We start from the raw sequence: 22395 nt of genomic DNA, 5'->3' as shown, positions 1-22395 counted from the left end.
GTGGCCTCGCGAAGATTCGGCGTCAGCCGAAAGTCTACGGAGCGGGGCCCCCGGTCCTCCAAGCTGCGGCCATGCCGAGCAACAGCCCCACCCCGGCGGGCGGCCCCCGCGACGCTGCGGACACCCCGCACGGTCCGACGGGCCCCTCACCCCGCGACCCGTCAGCCGCGCCCCGCGCCGCGAGCGCCCACCCCGCCGGACCGGTGCCCCACTCGGCCCCTGCCCCGGAGCGCGCCGACCCCATTGACCCGAAGCCGTCGCCCGCGCTCCGGGACCGGGCCCCCGCCGCGTCCCCGGAGCCCACCCCTCGCGGTTACCGTGCCGTCTTCGCCGTGCGGGAGTTCCGGGCCGTCTTCGCCGCCCATCTGCTCTCCCTCCTCGGCGTCGTGGTCAGCGAGCTCGCGCTCACCGTCCTCGTCTACGACCTCACCGGCTCGCCCCTGCTCAGCGCCCTCACCTTCGCGCTCGGTTTCCTGCCGTACCTCGTCGGTGGCACCCTCTTCGCCGGGGTCGCCGACCGCTACCCGGCCCGCCGGGTTCTTGTCACCTGCGATCTGATCTGCGCGGGCTGCGTCGCCGTCATGGTGCTGCCGGGCACCCCGGTCGGCGGGCTCCTCGCGCTGCGCTGTCTCGTCGCCTCCGTGTCGCCCGTCTTCACCGGGACGCGGATGGCCGCGCTCACCGACATCCTCGGCGAGGGCGACCTCTATGTACTGGGCCGCTCGCTGCTGCGGATCGTCTCGCAGAGCGCGCTGCTGATCGGTTTCGGCGTGGGCGGTGTGCTGCTTTCCGCGCTGTCCGCGCGCGGGGCGATCACGATCACTGTCGGGACGTTCCTCTGCTCGGCTGCCCTGCTTCGCTTCGGCACCCGCAACCGGCCCGCCAGGACCGGCGGCGACCGCGGCGGCGCGCTGCTCAAGGAATCACTTGCCGGGGCCCGCATCGTCCTCGCCGACCGCAGGATCCGCGCGCTGATGCTGCTCTTCTGGGTACCCGCGCTGTTCGTCGTCGCACCGGAGGCGCTCGCCGCCCCGTACGCGGACGAGATCGGCCTCGGTCCGGCCGCCCTGGGGCTGCTGATGTGCGCGATGCCGGTCGGGCACATCGCCGCCGAGCTGTACGCGGGCGCCGTGCTGGCCCCGCGCATCCGCTCCCGGATCGTGCTGCCGGTCGCCGCTGTCGGCCTGCTGCCGCTCCTGCTGTACGGGATCCGCCCCGGCATGGTCCTGACCCTGGTGGCGCTCGCGCTGGCCGGGGTGGGTGCGGCGTACATCATCGGCCTCGACCAGTGGTTCGTCGACGCCGTCCCGGAGGAGCTGCGGGGCCGGGCCATGACCCTGCTCACCGCAGGACTGATGACGGTCCAGGGCATCGGCATGGCCCTCGCCGGCCTGGCCGCCGAGTTCCTCCCGGTGCACCGGGTGGTCGCCGGCTCCGGGGCGATCGGCGTCGTCTGCACCCTTCTGCTCGTCCGCGAGGTCAGCAGAACCGCACGCGCGACCGCACCTGCGGACGGTGGCCGGACCGAAGTACGAGACGGGGCTGACCAGCATATGACCAGTGGGTAAGGTCGGTGCCGTGCCGAAGCCGCTCAGTCTCCCGTTCGATCCCATTGCCCGCGCCGACGAACTCTGGCAGCAGCGCTGGGGTCCGGTCCCCGCGATGGGGGCGATCACCTCGATCATGCGTGCGCAGCAGATCCTGCTCGGCGAGGTCGACGCGGTCGTCAGACCGTACGGGCTGACCTTCGCGCGGTACGAGGCGCTGGTGCTGCTCACCTTCTCCAAGGCGGGCGAGCTGCCGATGTCCAAGATCGGCGAGCGGTTGATGGTGCACCCCACCTCCGTCACGAACACGGTGGACCGGCTGGTCAGGTCCGGCCTGGTCGCCAAGCGGCCCAACCCGAACGACGGTCGCGGCACGCTCGCCTCCATCACCGAGAAGGGCCGCGAGGTGGTCGAGGCGGCCACCCGGGACCTGGTGGACATGGAGTTCGGACTCGGGGTGTACGACTCCGAGGAGTGCGCGGAGATCTTCGCCATGCTGCGTCCGCTGCGGATCGCGGCCCACGACTTCGAAGAGCACTAGGGTCTTTCCTTCGGGGCCTGCCGGGCCCGCGGGGTCCGGCACGCACGACCCCCGGCCCGCTTCAAGATCCCCCCGGCAGCCCGGTTACGCTCGTTGCCATGAAACGCAGTGTGCTGACCCGGTATCGGGTGATGGCCTACGTCACCGCCGTCATGTTGCTGGTGCTCTGCACCTGCATGGTCTTCAAGTACGGCTTCGACACCGGTGAGGGTCTGACGCTCGTCGTCTCCCAGATCCACGGTGTGCTGTACATCATCTACCTGATCTTCGCCTTCGACCTGGGTTCCAAGGCGAAGTGGCCGATGGGCAAGCTCCTCTGGGTGCTGATCTCCGGCACGATCCCGACCGCCGCGTTCTTCGTCGAGCGCAAGGTCGTGCAGGAGGTCGAGCCGCTGATCGCGGACGGCTCCCCGGTGACCGCCAAGGTCTGACCCGGCCCCACCCGAACCGCCCCGCGCAAAGCGCCGGGCGGTTTGTCATCGACATTTACTAGGACGTCCTAGTAAATTGGTTCCATGGACGCTGACGCGATCGAGGAAGGCCGCCGACGCTGGCAGGCCCGTTACGACAAGGCCCGCAAGCGTGACGCGGACTTCACCACGCTCTCCGGGGACCCGGTCGAGCCCGCGTACGGGCCCCGGCCCGGGGACACCTACGAGGGCTTCGAGCGGATCGGCTGGCCGGGTGAGTACCCCTTCACCCGGGGCCTCTACCCGACCGGCTACCGCGGCCGCACCTGGACCATCCGCCAGTTCGCCGGCTTCGGCAACGCCGAGCAGACGAACGAGCGGTACAAGATGATCCTCGCCGCGGGCGGCGGCGGGCTCAGTGTCGCCTTCGACATGCCGACGCTGATGGGCCGCGACTCCGACGAGCCGCGCTCGCTCGGTGAGGTCGGGCACTGCGGTGTCGCCATCGACTCCGCCGCCGACATGGAGGTCCTCTTCAAGGACATCCCGCTCGGCGACGTCACGACGTCCATGACGATCAGCGGCCCCGCCGTCCCCGTCTTCTGCATGTACCTGGTCGCCGCCGAGCGCCAGGGCGTCGACCCGGGGGTGCTCAACGGCACGCTCCAGACCGACATCTTCAAGGAGTACATCGCGCAGAAGGAGTGGCTCTTCCAGCCCGAGCCCCATCTGCGTCTGATCGGCGACCTGATGGAGCACTGCGCCGCCGCCATCCCCGCGTACAAGCCGCTCTCGGTCTCCGGCTACCACATCCGCGAGGCCGGGGCGACGGCTGCGCAGGAGCTCGCCTACACCCTCGCCGACGGCTTCGGCTACGTGGAACTCGGCCTCTCCCGCGGGCTCGACGTCGACACCTTCGCCCCTGGCCTCTCCTTCTTCTTCGACGCGCACCTCGACTTCTTCGAGGAGATCGCCAAGTTCCGCGCCGCCCGCCGGATCTGGGCCCGTTGGATGAAGGAGGTGTACGGGGCGAAGACCGACAAGGCGCAGTGGCTCCGCTTCCACACCCAGACCGCCGGGGTCTCCCTCACCGCCCAGCAGCCGTACAACAACGTCGTACGGACCGCGGTCGAGGCCCTGTCCGCCGTCCTCGGCGGCACCAACTCGCTGCACACCAACGCCCTCGACGAGACCCTCGCGCTCCCCTCCGAGCAGGCCGCCGAGATCGCGCTGCGCACCCAGCAGGTGCTGATGGAGGAGACCGGTGTCGCCAATGTGGCGGACCCGCTGGGCGGCTCCTGGTACGTCGAGCAGCTCACCGACCGGATCGAGGCCGACGCCGAGAAGATCTTCGACCAGATCAAGGAGCGCGGCACCAGGGCGCACCCGGACGGGCAGCACCCCATCGGGCCGATGACCTCCGGCATCCTGCGCGGGATCGAGGACGGCTGGTTCACCGGCGAGATCGCCGAGTCCGCCTTCCAGTACCAGCAGTCGCTGGAGAAGGGTGACAAGCGGGTCGTGGGCGTCAATGTCCACCACGGCTCGGTCACCGGCGACCTGGAGATCCTGCGGGTCAGCCACGAGGTCGAGCGCGAGCAGGTCCGCGAGCTCGTCGGCCGCAAGGCCGCCCGTGACGACGCCCGGGTCCGCGCCTCACTGGACGCGATGCTGTCCGCCGCGCGCGACGGCTCGAACATGATCGGACCGATGCTCGACGCGGTACGGGCCGAGGCGACGCTCGGTGAGATCTGCGGGGTCCTGCGCGACGAGTGGGGCACATACACCGAGCCGCCCGGCTTCTGACGAGGGCGCCCGGCCGGCGGCCCCGCGTTACGTCGCGGCCGCCGCGCCCAGCCCCGCGAGCAGCAGAACGGTGAAGCGCCGGGCCCAGTCCTCGTCGACGGGCTCGGCGCTCACCAGCGCCCGGTGCACGACCGCACCGGCGATCACATCGAAGATCAGGTCGGCCGTCATGGCCGCCGTCGCCTCGTCCGCCTCGACGGGCAACTCGCCGCGCTGCTGCGCCCGTTGCCGTCCCAGCAGTACGAGGCGCTTCTGCCGGTCCACGATCGAGTCGCGGATCCGGGCCCGCAGCGCCTCGTCGCGGGTCGACTCGGCGACGACGGCCATCAGCGCGGTCCTCGTCTCCGGGCGCTCCAGCAGCGCGGCGAACTGCAGTACCACGCCCTGCACATCGGCCGACAGGCTGCCCAGATCAGGCAGTTCCAGCTCGTCGAAGAGGACCGCGACGGCGTCGACGACCAGTTCGTTCTTTCCGGCCCAGCGACGGTAGAGGGTCGTCTTGGCGACCCCGGCCCGTGTGGCCACATCACCCATCGTCAGCTTCGACCAGCCGAGGTCGACCAGCGAGGCCCGGCAGGCTTCCAGGATCGCTTCATCGGCCGCGGCGTTGCGCGGTCGTCCCGTTCGGGCCGGTTTGGGGTGGCCGTGGCTCAGCATCCCGTGACCATACCCGCCAGTAGCGAGAACAAGCCGTTCCCGTTCGTCGTGAGACAGATCACCGAACACTCTTGTGCATGAGGGGGGCGGGACAGTTACGCTACGGGTCGTAGCGTAAGGACGACGGCCGTGCCGTTGCTGCGCCACGAGCGAACGACAGCCACATGCGCCGGGTGGGGACCCGGCAGGAAAAAAAGGGCCCTTCGCGGGCCCTCGGACCGTGGATGTCCGTGCGCCCCGCATGCCGGCGGGAGCCACGGACGGATGCGGTTCCCGGATCGCTTTCCGCAACGGCGTGCCAAGGGGGGAGGATGTACGTATGCAGCCTAGGAACATGTCCATGAGCGGCGTCGTCGACCTCGCCGCGGTGAAGGCGGCCGGTGAGGCCAAGGTGAAGGCGGAGCAGGCCCGTGCCGAGACCGCCCGGCAGGGTGGCGGCGGAGCCGTGCCGCCGTCCGCCCTGGTGATCGATGTCGATGAGGCGGGCTTCGAGCGCGACGTCCTCCAGCGCTCCGCCGAGGTCCCCGTCGTCATCGACTTCTGGGCCGAGTGGTGCGAGCCGTGCAAGCAGTTGGGACCGCTCCTGGAGCGTCTGGCCCAGGAGTACAACGGCCGCTTCCTGCTGGCCAAGGTCGATGTCGACGCCAACCAGATGCTGATGCAGCAGTTCGGTATCCAGGGCATCCCGGCGGTCTTCGCCGTCGTCGCCGGACAGGCCCTCCCGCTCTTCCAGGGCGCGGCCCCGGAGGCCCAGATCCGGCAGACCCTGGATCAGCTGATCCAGGTCGGCGAGGAGCGGTTCGGTCTCACCGGGATCGCGGTCGACGCGGCCGCGGCCGGTCCTGAGGGAGCCGAACAGGGCCCGGCCGAGGTGCCGGCCGGTCCGTACGACGCGCTGCTCGAAGCGGCGGTCCGGGCGCTGGACGCCAACGACTTCGCCGGCGCCGTCCAGGCGTACAAGAACGTGCTCTCCGACGACCCGGCCAACACCGAGGCCAAGCTGGGTCTCGCCCAGGCCGAACTGCTCTCCCGGGTGCGGGACATGGACCCGCAGCAGGTCCGCAACGACGCCGCCGAGAAGCCGGGCGATGTGGCGGCGCAGATCGCCGCCGCCGATCTGGATCTGGTCGGCGGCCATGTCGAGGACGCCTTCGGGCGGCTCGTCGAGACCGTGCGTCGCAATTTCGGTGACGACCGGGACGCGGCGCGGCTGCGCCTTCTTGAGCTGTTCGAGGTGATCGGCCCGGAGGACCCGCGCGTCGTCGCCGCGCGCACGGCGCTGGCCCGGGTCCTGTTCTGATGTGACAACGCGGCCGTGGTGCCCCGCGGGCGCCACGGCCGTTTTTCGCGGTCGAGCGACAAGACCCGCCCCCGCTTTACCAAATCTTGATAAAAGCTCGGGCTGTTACTCGCAGTAAATCGCGCGTTGGGATCTGTCCGCTTACAAACCTCGATCTCCCCTTTTCTCCATGCGCCCTGCACCACCCTGTGTGGCCGGTCGATGTCACCCGGTTGTGCATCGGTTATCGGGCCGTTACTAGCCAGTAACGATCCCCCTTGTGTCGCGGGCGCGAATGGACCACGATCGGCCACGCTCGGTCCAATGACGCCAGCCCGACCGCCAGTCGGCGCGGCGGCCGAATTGGGTCCCCACCGAGTCGGTCGGCGGCAGTGGCGCCGACTGCGGACAGGGGGGTTCCTGCTGACCGGCAGGGCCTGTCCGAACAGGTTGCGCGAACGCGTGGCCAGTGGTTGTCGCTCGGGGGTGATCGCCAGTGATTCGGACGCGGCTCACGCCTCCGGTTCCGGCGCTCTCCTTTCCGAGGACGTAGCACTTCTCCCATCCCAGGACGGGCCAGGCCCGGACCGGAGATGTACGTCCGAGAAGGAGGAAAGTCATGGAGTCCCAAGTTCGTGGCGGGACCAGATGGAAGCGGTTCGCTCTCGTCATGGTGCCGAGCGTGGCCCTGACGGCAGCGGTAGGTGTGTCCCTTGCACAGGGCGCGCTGGCTGCTTCGTTCAGCGTCTCCGGCCAGTCGTTCAAGGTGACAGCGGAGCACCTGGACGGCAAGGGCTTCTCGCAGTACGGCGGCATAGACGCCGGCTACGCGGAGCTCAAGGGTGACAAGAAGACCCTGCACCCGGTCGCTATTTCGTCGTTCAAGTCGGCCGACATCACGGGCATGTGCCAGTCCGTGGTCACGCCGGACATCCCGCTCCTCGGGTCCGTCAGCCTCCAGCTGAAGGCCGGCGGCGGCGGTACCCCGGTTCACGCCGAGAACCTGTACCTCGACGTTGCGGATCTGGACGCCGACGCCACGTTCACCAACATCGACATCGGTGTTGCGGCGAAGGACGCCAACAAGGGTCCGAAGATCAAGGACGGCGAGAACGTCAACGAGAACGGCTTCGCCCAGCAGGCGGACCGTGCGGTTCTCGACAACGTGAAGCAGAAGGCGTGGGCGACCACCGCCGGCACCTTCAAGCTCAGCGGTCTGAGCATGCGCCTCTACAACGGCGTCAAGGAGTGCTACTAAGCACTCCGCCCGGGTGGGCGGGGAAGCGTGAAGCTGCCCCGCCTGCCCGTCTCCCACTCTTTTTTCACAGCAATACCGGTTCCAGGGAGCTGTTTTCCATGAGCGCCGAGACCACAGGTTCCCGCGACTTCGCCTACTGGCGGCTGCGGTTCCGTGCCTGGCGGCACACCCGGCCGTTCTGGGCCGGCCTGCTCACCGCACTCGGTGGGGCGCCGATCGCGTACTTCCCGTACGCCAATCTCAAACTCGGCCACCTCACGCTGGCCATGGCGACCACGGCGGGTGCGGGCTCACTGATCATCGGTGTACTGCTGGTCACGCTCGGTCTGACCATGTGGTACCACCAAATTGTCCGGGTGTTCGCCGGTGTCGCCTCGATCCTGCTGGCGCTGGTCTCCATTCCGGTGTCCAACCTCGGCGGTTTCGTGGTCGGGTTCCTGCTCGCCTTGATCGGCGGCTGCCTCGCCCTGTCCTGGGCCCCGGGCACGCCCGCAGGCGAACAGCCGGCCAAGCACGCGGCCGGGCGTTCCCCGAAGGACCCGGAAGCTCCTGAGGGTTCGGCGCCTGACGGCACGGGACCTCAGTTCGGCGCCGGACCTACGTACAGCCCGGGTCCCGCTCCGTGGAGCGACGACAGCACGAACGGCAAAGTTGAAGCCAACGGCGGGAGGAACAGTGCGGGGTGACGAGACGCAGCTGAACTCGACCGGAGGCGAGGTTTTCCGGGGCAGAAGCGGGCCGCGTCACGCGGCCCCCAGGAAGTCGCTGCTGACGAAGCTGCACATACCCGCGGGCAAGGCCTTCGCTCTCGCCGCGATGCCGACGGCGGTCTTTGTCGGGATGGGGCTCACCCCCAAGCTTGCGCTGGCCGACGACGCGACGGACATCCCGTTCGCGCCGGGGCCGTGCGTGACCCGTTCCGACGAGCCGAGCGAGTCTCCGGAGCCGTCGGCCTCGGCGACGAAGTCCCCGTCGCCGTCCGCCAGTGAGACCACCGGTGACAGCGGCAGCGGTTCGGACCAGGGCGACGGGGCGACCCCGAAGCCTTCGGCGACCTCGTCGGCGAGCGGCACGTCGAACTCGTCGGGCGACGCGTCCGCCACGACGCCGAGCGCCTCCCCGTCGCCCACGGCGACGAAGGACCCGCTGGACCCGCTGGGTGTCGGCGACGCGCTCAAGGGCCTCCTCGGGGGATCGGACCAGGGGACGGCGAGCCCGTCCCCGAGTGCCACCACCGCGTCCCCGAAGCCGTCCGACACCGCGACCAAGTCGACCGACAAGCCCGTCGACAAGGTCACGGACACCGTGGGCAAGACCGCCGACGCCATCCGTGACGCGGCGGACAAGGCGGGCACGACGGTCGAGGAGCTCGACGACGGGGTCAAGGGCCTCGACCCCGTGAAGGACGTGGACATCCCGGACGGCGCCAAGGAGCGCTTCCCGTGCCCCACCGCCGACCCCAAGGCGCTGGCCGCGGCCGACCTGGAGCAGGGCATCCCCCGGCTGCCGAACCAGCCGTGGATCCTGGAGAGTTCGCTGCTCACCCTGAGCGGGCTCGACTACAAGGGCATCGTCGAGGTGGAGAAGGGCGACGGCACCACCAAGAAGGTGCTCAAGTTCACCGCCTCGTCCGTCGACATCAAGGACCTGCACCAGCTGACGGAGGGCCCGAACGGCACCACCGGCCATGTCCAGGCGCGGAAGGGCTCCACGTCCACCATCCGCAACGGCACGGTGACGATGTACACGGAGGAGCTGAAGGGCAACCTCTTCGGCCTCATCCCGATCACGTTCAGCCCCCAGACGCCGCCGCCGGTGAACGTACCGTTCGCGTTCTTCACCAACGTGAAGGTCACCCAGGCCGGCCAGTTCGGCGGCACGCTCACGGTGCCCGGGCTGCACAACTACTTCACCGGCGGCAACAGCTAGCGCCTGTGGATCCAGGACCCGTTCGGGAGCCGCACACGACTGTGGCCCGCACCCCCTTCGAAGGGGGTGCGGGCCACAGTCGTACGCCGGTGCGGGCGAACGCGTCAGTCGCGGGCGCCGCCGCCCACGTGATGCACCCGGACCATGTTGGTGGTGCCGGGGACGCCGGGGGGCGAACCGGCCGTGATGACCATCGTGTCGCCGGCGTTGTAGCGGCTCAGCTTCAGCAGCTCCGCGTCGACCAGGTCCACCATGGCGTCGGTGTTGTCCACGTGCGGCACGACGTGGGCCTCGACGCCCCAGCTCAGCGCGAGCTGGTTGCGGGTGGACTCGTCGGTGGTGAAGGCCAGGATCGGCTGCGCGGCGCGGTAGCGGGAGAGCCGGCGGGCCGTGTCACCGGACTTGGTGAAGGCGACCAGCGCCTTGCCGTCCAGGAAGTCCGCGATCTCGCAGGCCGCGCGGGCCACCGAACCACCCTGGGTACGGGGCTTCTTGCCCGGCACCAGCGGCTGCAGACCCTTGGAGAGCAGTTCCTCCTCGGCTGCGACGACGATCTTCGACATCGTCTTGACCGTCTCGATCGGGTACGCGCCGACGCTGGACTCGGCGGACAGCATGACCGCGTCCGCACCGTCCAGGATCGCGTTCGCGACGTCGGACGCCTCGGCGCGGGTCGGCCGCGAGTTGGTGATCATCGACTCCATCATCTGGGTCGCCACGATCACCGGCTTGGCGTTCCGCCGGCAGAGCTCCACCAGGCGCTTCTGCACCATCGGGACCTTCTCCAGGGGGTATTCGACGGCCAGGTCGCCACGGGCGACCATGACACCGTCGAACGCCATGACGACGCCCTCCATGTGCTCGACGGCCTGCGGCTTCTCCACCTTGGCGATGACGGGGACCCGGCGGCCCTCCTCGTCCATCACCTTGTGGACGTCCTTGACGTCGCTGGCGTCCCGCACGAAGGAGAGTGCGACCAGGTCGCAGCCCATCCGCAGGGCGAACCGGAGGTCCTCCACGTCCTTCTCGGACAGGGCGGGGACGTTCACCGCGGCACCGGGCAGGTTGATGCCCTTGTGGTCGGAGATGACCCCGCCCTCGATGACGATGCTCCGGACCCGGGGGCCGTCGACCGCCACGACCTTCAGCTCGACGTTGCCGTCGTTGATCAGGATCGGGTCGCCCTTGGCGACGTCGCTCGGCAGACCCTTGTAGGTCGTACCGCAGATCGACTTGTCACCGGGGACGTCCTCGGTGGTGATGGTGAACTCGTCCCCGCGGACCAGTTCGACGGGGCCCTCGGCGAACTTCGCCAGGCGGATCTTCGGGCCCTGGAGGTCGGCGAGCACGCCCACCGCCCGGCCCGTCTCGGCGGCCGCCTTGCGGACGCGGTCGTAACGGCCCTGGTGTTCCTCGTGGGAGCCGTGGCTGAAGTTGAAACGGGCCACGCTCATGCCGGCCTCGATCAGAGCGACGAGCTGCTCATGGGAGTCGACGGCGGGACCGAGGGTGCAGACGATTTTGGAACGGCGCATGAGGCGGATCCTATCGGTTTGTTTCGCTGCGGAATATTCCGTCTGGTGGAAGATACAAAGGGGCGCGAGGGTGCTCAGTTGTCGACCTGTCCGACCGGCACTTCCTGTCCGGCCGATTCGGCCCGTCCGACCAGTGCGAAGGTCTGGTCGGCGATCTCCAGCTCCTCGTCCGTCGGCACCACGGCGACCGCGACCCGCGCGTAGTTCGGCGAGATCAGCCTCGGTTCGCCGGACCGCACGGCGTTGAGACCGGCGTCCACCACCAGGCCGAGCTCCTCCAGACCGGCGATCGCAGCCTCCCGTACCGGCGCCGAGTTCTCCCCGACCCCCGCCGTGAACACCACGGCATCCACCCGCCCGAGGACCGCCGAATAGGCGCCGATGTACTTCTTCAGCCGGTGCACATAGATGTCGAACGCCAGCGCCGCCCGCTCGTCGCCCTCGTCGATCCGGCGCCGGATCTCCCGCATGTCGTTGTCCCCGCAGAGCCCGAGCAGGCCGCTCTTCTTGTTCAGCAGGACGTCGATCTCGTCGGTGGACATCCCTGCCACCCGCTTCAGATGGAAGGTGACCGCCGGGTCGATGTCCCCGGACCGCGTCCCCATCACCAGCCCCTCCAGCGGGGTCAGTCCCATCGACGTCTCCACGCACCGGCCGGCCGCCACCGCCGAGGCCGAGGCACCGTTGCCCAGGTGGAGCACGATGACATTGACCTCCTCGGGAGTGCGTCCCAGCAGCTCGGCGGCCTTGCGGGAGACGTACGCGTGGGAGGTGCCGTGGAAGCCGTAGCGGCGGATCCGGTGCGCGTCGGCGGTCTCCACGTCGATCGCGTACCGCGCCGCGTACTCCGGCATCGTCGTGTGGAACGCGGTGTCGAAGACGGCGACCTGAGGCAGATCGGGGCGCAGCGCCTGCGCGGTACGGATGCCGGTGATGTTCGCCGGGTTGTGCAGCGGCGCCACCGGAACGAGCCGCTCGATCTCCGTCAGCACCTCGTCGGTGATGACGGTGGGCCGGGTGAACCGCAGTCCGCCGTGCACCACCCGGTGGCCGATCGCCGCCAGCTCGGGGGAGTCCAGGCCCAGCCCGTCGGCGGCCAGCTCCTCGGCCGCCGCCTTCAGCGCCGCCGCGTGGTCGGCGATCCTGCCGGTGCGCTCACGTGTCTCGGCGTCGCCCCCGGTCAGCGGGGTGTGCAGCAGACGGGAGGTCTCCTCGCCGATCCGCTCGACCAGGCCGATCGCGAGCCGGGAGCGGTCGTTCATGTCGAGGAGCTGGTACTTCACCGACGAGGAGCCGGAGTTGAGGACGAGTACGCGACGGGCCTGCACGGCGGCGGAACCTTCCTTCATGGGGGTGGGGGTCATGCGGTTCACTCCTGGGCCTGTGCCTGGATCGCCGTAATGGCCACGGTGTTGACGATGTCCTGGACCAGCGCACCGCGCGACAGGTCGTTGACGGGCTTGCGCAGCCCCTGGAGCACCGGCCCCACGGCCACGGCGCCCGCCGAGCGCTGCACGGCCTTGTACGTGTTGTTGCCGGTGTTCAGGTCCGGGAAGATCAGCACGGTCGCCTGCCCCGCCACCTCCGAACCGGGCAGCTTGGTCGCGGCCACGCTCGGCTCGACCGCCGCGTCGTACTGGATCGGGCCCTCGATCCTGAGGTCCGGCCGGCTCTCGCGCACCCGGTCCGTCGCCTGGCGCACCTTGTCGACGTCGGCCCCGGTGCCCGAGGTACCCGTCGAGTACGAGAGCATCGCGATCCGCGGCTCCACGCCGAAGCGGGCGGCCGTGGCGGCGGACTGGACGGCGATGTCCGCGAGCTGCTCCGCGTCCGGGTCCGGGTTGACCGCGCAGTCGCCGTACACCAGGACCTTGTCGGCGAGGCACATGAAGAAGACGGACGACACGATCGACGCGTCCGCCCGGGTCTTGATGATCTCGAAGGCGGGGCGGATCGTCGCCGCGGTGGAGTGCACGGCCCCGGAGACCATCCCGTCGGCCAGGCCCCCCTGGACCATCAGGGTGCCGAAGTAGTTCACGTCCGAGACGACGTCGTACGCCAGCTCCACCGTGACCCCGCGGTGCGCGCGCAACTGTGCGTACCGCTCCGCGAACGCCTGGCGCAGCTCGGAGGTCTGCGGGTCGATCAGCTGGGTGTCGGCAAGATCGATGCCGAGGTCGGCCGCCTTCTTCCGGATGACGTCCAGGTCGCCGAGGAGGGTGAGATCGCAGACATCGCGGCGCAGCAGCACATCGGCGGCGCGCAGCACCCGCTCCTCGGCGCCCTCCGGCAGCACCACCCGGCGCCGGTCCGCGCGGGCCTGCTCCAGCAGCTCGTGCTCGAACATCATCGGCGTGACGCGGCCACTGCGGGCCACCGAGATCCGGTCCAGCAGGGCGGGGGTGTCCACATGGCGCTCGAAGAGGCCGAGTGCGGTCTCCGCCTTGCGGGGCGTCGCCGCGTTCAACTTGCCCTCCAGCGTGAAGAGTTCGGCCGCTGTGGGGAAGGAGCCGCCGGCCACCGACACGACCGGGGTGCCCGGTGCGAGCCGTGCGGCCAGCTTGAGTATCTCCTCGCCGGGGCGCTCGTCGAGCGTCAGCAGCAGGCCCGCGATGGGCGGGGTGCCGGCGCTGTGCGCGGCCAGTGCGCCGACCACCAGATCCGCCCGGTCCCCGGGCGTGACCACCAGACAGCCGGGCGTCAGCGCGTTCAGCAGATTCGGCAGCATCGCACCGCCGAAGACGAAGTCCAGCGCGTCCCGGGCCAGCCCCGCGTCGTCGCCGAGCAGCACGGTGCCGCCGAGCGCGGCGGTGATCTGGGCGACGGTCGGCGCGGAGAGCGCGGCGTCGTCCGGCAGGACCGAACACGGCACGGGCAGCCGCGCCGTCAGCCGTTCGGCGATGATCTCGCGGTCCTCGGCCGCCACCCGGTTCACCACCATCGCGAGGACGTCGCAGCCCAGACCGGCGTACGCCCGGTAGGCATTGCGCGTCTCGGCCCGCACCGACTCCGCGTCCTGCCCCTTCCCGCCGACCACCGCGATCACCGAGGCACCGAACTCATTGGCCAGGCGGGCATTGAGCGCCAGCTCGTCGGGGAGCTGGGTGGCCGCGAAGTCGGTGCCGAGGACCAGCACCACCTCGTACATCCGGGCCACCTGATGGAAGCGGTCGACGAGCCGCGAGACCAGCTCGTCGGTACCCTTCTCCGCCTGCAGCGCGGACGCCTCCGCATAGTCCAGGCCATAGACCGACGACGGGTCCTGGCTGAGCCGGTAGCGGGCCCGCAGCAACTCGAACAGCCGGTCGGGGCCGTCGTGGACGAGCGGCCGGAACACCCCGACCCGGTCCACCTGACGCGTCAGGAGCTCCATGACTCCCAGATCGACGACCTGGCGGCCGTCTCCCCGGTCGATCCCTGTCACGTACACGCTGCGCGTCACGCATGCTCTCCCGTCGTTCTGGCTGCCGGTTGGTGTGGTATCGCCCGTTTTGACGATACCTGCGGGTGCGGACCAGCCGCCCCCCGGGCGAAAGCCCCTGTTCCGGGGTGCTGCACACGTCCTGCAGCGGTCGGGTGCCGCGCCCCGGACAGGCCGAGAGCGCGAGGTCCGGACCTGACGTGGGACAATCGTTGTGGCTCACGGTACGGGGGATTCCGCGGTCGCCCCCGAAATGCACGGCACTAACGAGCAGGAGATACGGCACGATGCGCATCGGAGTTCTCACCGCAGGCGGCGATTGCCCAGGTCTGAACGCAGTGATCCGGTCGGTCGTGCACCGCGCCGTGGTGGGTCACGGCGATGAAGTCATCGGGTTCGAGGACGGCTTCAAGGGACTCCTCGACGGCCACTTCCGCCCCCTCGACCTCAACGCGGTCAGTGGCATCCTCGCGCACGGCGGCACCATTCTCGGCTCGGCCCGGCTGGAGCGCGACAGGCTCCGCGAAGCCGCCGAGAACTGTGACGAGCTGAGCCGCCGTTACGGCATCGACGTGCTGATCCCGATCGGCGGCGAGGGCACCCTCACCGCGGCCCGGATGCTGTCGGACGCCGGAATGCCCGTCGTCGGCGTTCCGAAGACCATCGACAACGACATCTCGTCCACCGACCGCACCTTCGGCTTCGACACGGCGGTCGGCGTCGCCACCGAAGCCATAGACCGTCTCAAGACCACGGCCGAATCGCACCAGCGGGTCATGGTCGTCGAGGTGATGGGCCGGCACGCGGGCTGGATCGCGCTGGAGTCCGGCATGGCGGGCGGTGCGCACGGCATCTGTCTGCCCGAGCGGCCGTTCGAGGTCGCGGACCTGGTCAAGATGGTCGAGGAGCGCTTCGCCCGCGGCAAGAAGTTCGCGGTCATCTGCGTCGCCGAGGGCGCGCACCCGGTCGAGGGCTCGATGCCGTACGCCAAGGGCGAGATCGACCAATTCGGCCACGAACGCTTCCAGGGCATCGGCAACCGGCTCGCGGTCGAGCTGGAGACCCGCCTCGGCAAGGAGGCCCGGCCGGTCATTCTCGGCCATGTCCAGCGCGGTGGCACGCCGACCGCGTACGACCGGGTGCTGGCGACCCGCTTCGGCTGGCACGCGGTCGAGGCGGCACACCGGGGCGACTTCGGCCGGATGACGGCGCTGCGCGGCAACGACATCAAGATGGTGCCGCTGGCGGACGCGATCACACAGCTGAAGACGGTGCCGAAGGACCGGATGTACGAGGCGGAGTCGGTGTTCTGACCGGCGGGTCCGACGCTCTTCGGGGGCCGGCTTCGGGGGCGGCCTCCGAGGACCGGCCGGCCGGCCGTCGGCCGCGCTACGCCTCCGCCGTCTCCCAGAACCGCTCCACGATCCCGTCCAGAAACGCCCGTCCCGCCTCCCCGTCCGCGCCCGCCCGCTCCGGACCTCCTGTGCTCCAGCTCAGCGTCGACACCATCATTGCCTGGTAGTCGGCGTGCAGCTGTTCCAGCACGTCCTGCAGCCGCCGCCGCTCCAGCGGCACCAGCTTCGCCACCGGCCGGGTGTACGCCTGCCAGCGCGTTGTCACCGCGCTGCGCAGCAGCTCCCCGAGCTCCTTGTGCCGTCCCGTCGCCGTCACGAAGTCGGCCGCCGTCAGCTGCAACGCCTCGCTGAGTGCCGCGGACTGGCGTTCGTTGCCGCGCCAGCGCCCGGACTCCTCCATCCGCTGATACGCGGAGACCGCCAGCCCCAGCAGCCGCGCCAGCTCGTCCACGGCCAGGCCACGGGCCACCCGGTGTTCGCGCAGGGTGCGGGCGGCGGTCAGCAGCTCGCCCGGCGCGCACCACAGCACTCCGGCCAGCGCCATGAGTTCCTTCTCGTCGGGCAGCGCGAGACCACGCTCCCAGGCGGCGACGGTGTCCGCGCTGATCCGGAGTCCGTACTGGGCGCTGAGGCCGTAGGCGACATGACCGGGCGCCATCCCCAGGGCCTCGCGCAGTCGGCGCGCGGCGGGGGCATTGAAAGGCGGGGTGGGGTGCACGGCCCCACCGTAGGAGCCGGGACCCGGCCTGACTACGGTCTGTTCGACCGAGATCACGGCTCGTAGGAACGTCCTAGCCCGCGCCGCCCGCTCATCCCTTGACCGCGCCGCCCAGGGCGAACCCGCCGCCGAGGCGGCGCGAGATCAGGATGTACAGCAGCAGTACCGGCGTCGAGTACAGGATCGAGAACGCCGCCAGCTGCCCGTAGACCACCGATCCGTAGTTGCCGAAAAAGGTGAAGATCGAGACGGAGGCCGGGAGTTGCTCGGGCGAGAGCAGCAGCATGAAGGGGACGAAGAAGTTCCCCCACAGCATGATGAAGGTGTAGATCGTCACCACGCCCACCCCCGGCCCCATCAGCGGCAGCACCACCCGGACCAGCGTCTGTGTCGTCGACGCCCCGTCCGTCCAGGCCGCCTCCTCCAGCACCTTCGGCACGCCGTCCATGAAGTTCTTCATCAGCCAGATGGCGAACGGCAGCTGGGCGGTGGCGAGGAAGAGCGCCGTCCCGTACATCGTGTCGATCAGATCGACCTGTACGAAGAGCCCGTACACCGGCACCATGATCGCGGTGATCGGCAGACATGTCGTGAACAGGATCGTCAGCAGATACGGGCGGGTCAGGCGCGAGCGGTGGCGGGACAGCGGATACGCGGCCAGCGCCGCGCACACCACGGTCAGCAGCGTCGCACTGCCGCACAGCAGCAGACTGTTGAGCATCGGCGTGAAGGTGATCTCGTCGGTGAGGACCGCGTCGAAGTTCTCCAGAGTCGGTGACGTCGGCGGTCGCACCCGAAGATCGGCGCTGCCGTCCAACGAGGCGAAGAGCAGCCACATCAGCGGCAGCGCGAACGCCACCGCGACCAGCAGCAGCGCCCCGTCGGACGCCAGCCGCGCCCGGGTGCGCCGGGACGTCGTCACGCCTTTCACGCCCGTCACACCTCCACCTTCATCAGCCGCAGATAGACGATCGAGAACAGGGATCCCACCAGAAGCAGCAGCAGCGCCACCGCCGTTCCGTAGCCGATCAGACTGTTCACGAACGCCTGGTCGTACATGAACACCGGAAGCGTCTGGCTGCGGTTGCCCGGACCGCCGCGGGTCATCGCCCAGATCAGTCCGAACACGGAGAGCGTGGAGAGGGTGTTGAGCATCAGATTGGTGCCGATGGAACGGCGGATCATCGGCAGCGTGATGTGCCACAGCCGGCGCGGCCCGCTCGCCCCGTCGACCTCGGCGGCCTCCGTGATGTCCTGCGGGATCTCGGCCAGCGCCGCCGAGTAGATCAGCATCGAGAACGCCGTCCCGCGCCACACATTGGCGAACGACACTGCCAGGATCGGCAGCGTGAACAGCCAGTTCTGGGACGGCAGATGGAGCTGGTCCAGGATCGCGTTCAAAGTGCCCTCGCGGCGGAAGAACGCGTACAGCAGGAATGCCGCGACGATCTCCGGCAGGACCCAGGCCGTGATGACCAGCGCCCCGGTGACCGTACGGACCGGGCGGGACGCGGCCCGCATCAGGCCCGCGAGCGCCAGTCCCAGCGTGTTCTGTCCGACGATCGACGACAGGAAGGTGAAGGCGAGTGTCAGCTGGACGGCGTTGCGGAAGTTGTCGTCGGCGAACGCCCGCCGGAAGTTGGCGAAGCCGACGAAGTCGGAGCTCGACGATCCGGTCAGCTGGGTGTTGGTGAAGGCGATCCATACGCAGTAGCCGATGGGGCCCGCGAGGAAGAGCAGCAGCAGCGCGGTGGCGGGGGCGATCGGCAGCCACCGCCCCGCCTGCCGCCACGACCCCGCACGCCGCCGCGACCCTGCCTGCCGCCACGACCCCGCTCGCCGCGATCGCAGGGGTCCGGCTTTCGACGCGGCGCCGCTCACTTCGTGACGACCGCGCCGTCGACGAGGGTCTTCAGCTGCTCGTCGTACTCCTTCGCCGCCGACTCCGGCGATCCGTCGCCCGTCGTCACCTTCTCCATCGCCTCACCGATGGCCGTCGACACCTGCGGATAGACGGGCAGAGCGGGACGGTAGTGGGTGTACTGGACGAGGCCGGTGAAGAAGTCGATGCCCGGCATCGACTTCAGATACGTCGGATCCTTCGCCACGTCCTCACGCACCGCGATCTGCGCACCCACCACATCCCACTTGGCCGCGTTCTGCGGGGTCTGCATCGTCTTGACGAACTCCCAGGCCAGATCGGCGTTCTTGGCCTTCTGCGGGATCGCCCAGGTCCAGCCGCCCGACATGGACACCTTCCCGGGCGCCTGGCCGTTCTGGGTGGGCATCGGGGTCTGGCCGAGCTCCGTCTTCCACTCGGGCCACGCCTTGGGTCCCTCGTTGATCCAGTTCTGGCCCATCCAGGAGCCGTCCAGCGAGATGGCCAGCTTGCCCTCGGGGAACCACTCGGTGGCCACATGCGTACCGACGTTGGGGTCGAGCGCGTCGGACGGATCGGGGCCGAGCTTCTCCCCGTACACGGTCCCCACGAAGCCCAGCGCGTCACGGAAGCCCTGTCCGCCGGCCACCCACTTCTTGGCGCCGGGGTCGTAGAGCGGGTCGTCGCCGGTCCCGTACAGCAGCATCTCGAAGCCCTGCATCACCGCGGCCTCGCCCGGGGCCTTGCCCGTGTATACATTCAGCGGGATGACGCCGGGGACCTTCTTCTTGACCGCGCGGGCCGCGTCCAGGACCTCTTCCCAGTTCTTCGGCTGCCAGTCGGCCGGCAGCCCCGCCTTGGCGAAGATCTTCTTGTTGTACCAGAGCCCGCGGGTGTCGGTGCCGTCCGGGACGCCGTACGTCTTGCCGTCCTCGGCCTTCGCAGCGGCCTTCGCCGTGTCCACGAACTGGCTCCAGGTGTCCCACTTGGCGAGATATGCGTCCAGCGGCCGCAGATAGCCGGCCTTGATGTCGGAGTTGATCCGGAAGGTGTCCTCGTAGACCAGATCCGGTGCCGTCTTCGGCGAGCGCATCATCTGCTGCACCTTGGTGGCATAGTCGTTGTCCGCAGCCTGAATCGGTATCAACTTGATCTTCTTGCCGGGGTGTTCCTTCTCGAACTGCTTCTTCACGGACTCGAGATAGGCGTCCTTGAACCGGATCTTGTTGTCCGTGGAACGGTTGTACGCGACCTTCACGGTGTCCGGATCACTGCCGGAACCGGAGGAGCAGGCGGTCAGCGAGCCGGCAGTCAGAACGGTGACTGCGGCGGCGAGGATCAGTGGGGCGGTGGGGCGCACGGGCACGACCTCCTCATAGCCACGGGGGGCTGAGACCGTGACCGTAGGACCGGCCCGTCGACAAGGTCAATCCCCGTGCGGGAAGCGCTTGTTGTCCGTGGGGCGTACGGGTGGAAATGCAGTTGGATGTGCGGATGGGCGTCGGCGCGGCCGGACGTACGGACGGGCGTACGGTCAGCGAGTTTCGGCCACCCACCGGTAGTGCAGTTCCGGCCGCCCGATCTGTCCGTACTGCGGACTGCGGACGGCGCGGCCCACCGTCACCAGGTGCTCCAGATAGCGGCGTGCGGTGATCCGCGAGATGCCCAGCTCCACGCCCGTCGCGGCTGCGGTCACCCCGTCCGGGGAGGCCCGCAGCACACGGGTCACCGCCTCCAGCGTCGGGCCGCTCAGCCCCTTGGGCAGCCGGGACGGCTGCGGAGCCCGGAGCGCGCCGAGGGCCCGGTCCACCTCGTCCTGGCCGCTCGCCTCACCGGCCGCCGCACGGAACTCGGCGTAGCGCATGAGGCGGTCGCGCAGGGTGGCGAAGGTGAACGGCTTCAGCACGTACTGGACGACACCGAGCGACACCCCTTCCCGGACCACCCCCAGATCACGCGCCGACGTCACGGCGATGACATCCGCCGTGTGCCCGGCGGCGCGCAGCGACCGCAGCAGCTGCAGACCGTGTCCATCGGGCAGGTACAGGTCCAGGAGCAACAGATCGACCTGGGTACGGTCCAGCGCCCGTACCGCCTCCGCACGCGAATGCGCGACCGCGGCCACGGTGAAGCCGGGGACCCGGCCGACGTACAGCCTGTGCGCGTCGGCGGCCACGGGATCGTCCTCGACGACCAGCACCTGGATCACGGGGTGGGCTCCTTCGGCGTGTGCTGCTGCGTGGGCGAGGGCGACAGCGGCAGCCGTACGGTGAACTCCGCGCCGCCGTCCGGACCCCCGCCGAGCACGACCGTCCCGCCGGCCCGGTGCACGGCCTGCTGCACGAGCGCCAGCCCGAGCCCACGACCGGCCCCGTGCGTCGACCAGCCGCGGTGGAACACCTCGGCGGCGACGTCGGGATCGACCCCGGCCCCGGTGTCCGCGACCCGCAGCAGCAGCTCACGGTCGTCGGCGAGCGCGGTGACGGTGACCCGCGCGCGGCCGGCGCGGCGCGGTGCCGCACCGCGCTGGGCGGGCACGACTGCGGAGTCCGCCGCCATCCCGGCCCCGGGCACGGTCCCCGCACCGGAGGTGACACCCGCACCGGACGGGACACCCGCTTCGGGCGGCGGGGCCGTCGCCGCCTCCGACGCGGCATCCACCGCGTTGTCGATCAGATTGCCGAGGATCGTCACCAGATCGCGCTGCGGCAGCGTCGCGGGCAGCGCGCCGTCGTCGATCACGCTGTCGGCCGCGAGCACCAGCTCCACCCCCCGCTCGTTCGCCTGCGCCGCCTTGCCCAGCAGTAGCGCCGCCAGCACCGGTTCGGCGACGGCGCCGACGACGCGGTCGGTGAGGACCTGTGCCAGCTCCAGCTCCGCCGTAGCGAAGCCGACCGCCTCCTCCACCCGGCCGAGTTCGATCAGCGAGACGACCGTGTGCAGCCGGTTCGCCGCCTCGTGCGCCTGCGAGCGCAGCGCCTGGGTGAACCCCCGCTCCGAGTCCAACTCGCCGGACAGCGCCTGGAGTTCCGTGTGGTCGCGGAGGGTCACGACCGTACCGCGCTGCTCGCCGCCCACCACTGGACGGGTGTTGACCACGATCACCCGGTCCGCCGTCAGATGCAGCTCGTCGACCCGCTCCTCGGAGGCCAGCAGCGCCCCGGTCAGCGGCGCCGGCAGTTCCAGTTCGGCCACCCGGCGCCCGACCGCACCCGGCGGCAGCCCGAGCAGCTCCCGGCCCGCGTCGTTGACCAGCGCGATCCTGCGCTGCCCGTCGAGCATCAGCAGCCCCTCGCGCACCGCGTGCAGCGTGGCCTGGTGGTAGTCGTGCATCCGGCTCAGCTCGGCGGCGTTCATACCGTGCGTGTGGCGCCGCAGCCGGGCGTTGATCACATACGTGCCGATGCCGCCGAGGGTGAGTGCCCCGCCCGCCGCGAGCCCCAGCGCGCCGAGCTGCGCCCGCACCTGCGAGGAGACCCGCTCGACCGTGATGCCCGCGCTGACCAGTCCGGTGATCCTGCCGCCGTCCCGGACCGGGGTGACGACCCGGATCGAGGGGCCGAGCGTGCCGGTGTACGTCTCCGTGAACGTCTCGCCGCGCAGCGCCCTCGCGGTGTGGCCGAGGAACGTCTCCCCGATCTGTTCCGCGTCGGGGTGCGTCCAACGGATCCGGTCCGGGCTCATGATCGTGACGAAGGCGATCCCGGTGTCCCTGCGGACCTTCTCCGCGTACGGCTGGAGCACGGCGGTCGGGTCCGGGGTGCGGATCGCCTCCCGTACGGACGGCGAATCGGCCACCGCCAGCGCCGCCGCCCTGACCTGCCGGGTCGCGGTCTCCTCCGCCTGCGCGCTCCCGGAGACGTACGCGAAGAACGCGCACCCCGCCACCACGGCCGCAACCAGCACCACCTGCATCGCGAAGAGCTGACCGGCCAGGCTGCGCGGACGGGTACGGGGGCGTGGGAGACGCATGCTCACAGTCTGCCTGGCCGAAAACATATGAACGAAATGCACGTAAGGGTGACGGCCGTCACACGGGGCGGGATATTCGCCGGGACCC

Annotated in this window: 19 protein-coding genes; 9 read left to right on the top strand and 10 right to left on the bottom strand. The window is 69.9% G+C overall.

Annotated features, from left to right (window positions below):
• Positions 1 to 71: 71 nt before the first annotated feature.
• The 4 genes from OHA88_RS17445 (at position 72) to OHA88_RS17430 (ending at position 4304) form a co-directional block, all read left to right on the top strand.
• Positions 72 to 1568, top strand: a complete 1497-nt coding sequence (locus OHA88_RS17445; RefSeq protein WP_328626212.1) for an MFS transporter — start codon at positions 72 to 74, stop codon at positions 1566 to 1568.
• Positions 1569 to 1578: 10 nt separating this feature from the next.
• Positions 1579 to 2088 (top strand): MarR family winged helix-turn-helix transcriptional regulator, encoded by a 510-nt coding sequence (locus OHA88_RS17440; RefSeq protein ID WP_328626211.1) that lies wholly within the window; start codon positions 1579 to 1581, stop codon positions 2086 to 2088.
• Between the two features lie 98 nt (positions 2089 to 2186).
• Positions 2187 to 2519 (top strand): DUF3817 domain-containing protein, encoded by a 333-nt coding sequence (locus OHA88_RS17435; protein ID WP_267001720.1) that lies wholly within the window; start codon positions 2187 to 2189, stop codon positions 2517 to 2519.
• Between the two features lie 84 nt (positions 2520 to 2603).
• A complete protein-coding gene (locus tag OHA88_RS17430) occupies positions 2604 to 4304 on the top strand; it encodes an acyl-CoA mutase large subunit family protein (protein WP_326605822.1) in 1701 nt (566 codons plus the stop codon).
• 27 nt (positions 4305 to 4331) lie between these two features.
• Here OHA88_RS17430 and OHA88_RS17425 read toward each other — a convergent pair whose 3' ends face one another.
• Positions 4332 to 4961 carry a TetR/AcrR family transcriptional regulator gene (locus tag OHA88_RS17425; protein WP_326605823.1) on the bottom strand — a complete coding sequence of 210 codons (630 nt, stop codon included), beginning with the start codon at positions 4959 to 4961 and terminating at the stop codon, positions 4332 to 4334.
• Between the two features lie 319 nt (positions 4962 to 5280).
• Here OHA88_RS17425 and OHA88_RS17420 point away from each other — a divergent pair, with 319 nt between their 5' ends.
• The 4 genes from OHA88_RS17420 (at position 5281) to OHA88_RS17405 (ending at position 9427) form a co-directional block, all read left to right on the top strand.
• The gene (locus OHA88_RS17420; RefSeq protein WP_326605824.1) at positions 5281 to 6261 is read left to right on the top strand and encodes a tetratricopeptide repeat protein; all 981 of its coding nucleotides are present in this window, start codon (positions 5281 to 5283) and stop codon (positions 6259 to 6261) included.
• A gap of 598 nt (positions 6262 to 6859) precedes the next feature.
• Complete coding sequence (locus tag OHA88_RS17415; RefSeq protein WP_267001712.1) at positions 6860 to 7498, top strand: DUF6230 family protein; 639 nt, start codon at positions 6860 to 6862, stop codon at positions 7496 to 7498.
• A gap of 98 nt (positions 7499 to 7596) precedes the next feature.
• A complete protein-coding gene (locus OHA88_RS17410) occupies positions 7597 to 8184 on the top strand; it encodes a DUF6114 domain-containing protein (protein ID WP_328626210.1) in 588 nt (195 codons plus the stop codon).
• Entirely contained in the window at positions 8174 to 9427 is a 1254-nt protein-coding gene (locus tag OHA88_RS17405) for a hypothetical protein (RefSeq protein ID WP_328626209.1), read from the top strand. Before OHA88_RS17410 ends, OHA88_RS17405 begins: the two co-directional genes overlap by 11 nt.
• Positions 9428 to 9531: 104 nt before the next feature.
• Here OHA88_RS17405 and pyk read toward each other — a convergent pair whose 3' ends face one another.
• The 3 genes from pyk to pta all read right to left on the bottom strand — a co-directional run bounded on the left by pyk (position 9532) and on the right by pta (position 14404).
• Entirely contained in the window at positions 9532 to 10962 is a 1431-nt protein-coding gene (gene pyk, locus OHA88_RS17400) for a pyruvate kinase (RefSeq protein ID WP_267001706.1), read from the bottom strand.
• A gap of 74 nt (positions 10963 to 11036) precedes the next feature.
• Positions 11037 to 12326: an acetate kinase gene (locus tag OHA88_RS17395; RefSeq protein ID WP_328626208.1), complete on the bottom strand. Its 1290-nt coding sequence runs from the start codon at positions 12324 to 12326 to the stop codon at positions 11037 to 11039.
• Positions 12327 to 12331: 5 nt separating this feature from the next.
• On the bottom strand, positions 12332 to 14404 hold the full coding sequence (pta, locus tag OHA88_RS17390; RefSeq protein WP_328626207.1) for a phosphate acetyltransferase: 2073 nt from the start codon (positions 14402 to 14404) through the stop codon (positions 12332 to 12334).
• A 266-nt stretch (positions 14405 to 14670) separates the two neighbouring features.
• On the opposite strand from pta, the gene OHA88_RS17385 reads away from it, so the two are divergent.
• Entirely contained in the window at positions 14671 to 15696 is a 1026-nt protein-coding gene (locus OHA88_RS17385; RefSeq protein WP_030971449.1) for an ATP-dependent 6-phosphofructokinase, read from the top strand.
• A 76-nt stretch (positions 15697 to 15772) separates the two neighbouring features.
• Here OHA88_RS17385 and OHA88_RS17380 read toward each other — a convergent pair whose 3' ends face one another.
• From OHA88_RS17380 to OHA88_RS17355, 6 genes are all read right to left on the bottom strand, one after another.
• Positions 15773 to 16396 carry a helix-turn-helix domain-containing protein gene (locus tag OHA88_RS17380; RefSeq protein ID WP_328629715.1) on the bottom strand — a complete coding sequence of 208 codons (624 nt, stop codon included), beginning with the start codon at positions 16394 to 16396 and terminating at the stop codon, positions 15773 to 15775.
• A 151-nt stretch (positions 16397 to 16547) separates the two neighbouring features.
• Positions 16548 to 17396, bottom strand: coding sequence for a carbohydrate ABC transporter permease (locus OHA88_RS17375; protein WP_267001698.1), 849 nt, complete (start codon positions 17394 to 17396; stop codon positions 16548 to 16550).
• Entirely contained in the window at positions 17393 to 18226 is an 834-nt protein-coding gene (locus OHA88_RS17370; protein WP_267007953.1) for a carbohydrate ABC transporter permease, read from the bottom strand. The genes OHA88_RS17375 and OHA88_RS17370 overlap by 4 nt, the downstream gene beginning before the upstream one ends.
• 107 nt (positions 18227 to 18333) lie before the next feature.
• On the bottom strand, positions 18334 to 19695 hold the full coding sequence (locus OHA88_RS17365; protein ID WP_328626206.1) for an ABC transporter substrate-binding protein: 1362 nt from the start codon (positions 19693 to 19695) through the stop codon (positions 18334 to 18336).
• A gap of 174 nt (positions 19696 to 19869) precedes the next feature.
• The gene (locus OHA88_RS17360; protein WP_267001694.1) at positions 19870 to 20544 is read right to left on the bottom strand and encodes a response regulator; all 675 of its coding nucleotides are present in this window, start codon (positions 20542 to 20544) and stop codon (positions 19870 to 19872) included.
• The gene (locus OHA88_RS17355) at positions 20541 to 22307 is read right to left on the bottom strand and encodes a sensor histidine kinase (protein ID WP_328626205.1); all 1767 of its coding nucleotides are present in this window, start codon (positions 22305 to 22307) and stop codon (positions 20541 to 20543) included. Before OHA88_RS17355 ends, OHA88_RS17360 begins: the two co-directional genes overlap by 4 nt.
• Between the last annotated feature and the right edge of the window lie 88 nt (positions 22308 to 22395).

It is taken from the genome of Streptomyces sp. NBC_00353 (assembly GCF_036108815.1).
Taxonomy (GTDB): domain Bacteria; phylum Actinomycetota; class Actinomycetes; order Streptomycetales; family Streptomycetaceae; genus Streptomyces.
Note: the sequence above shows the minus strand (reverse complement) of the source record. Positions and strands in the feature narration are given on the sequence as shown.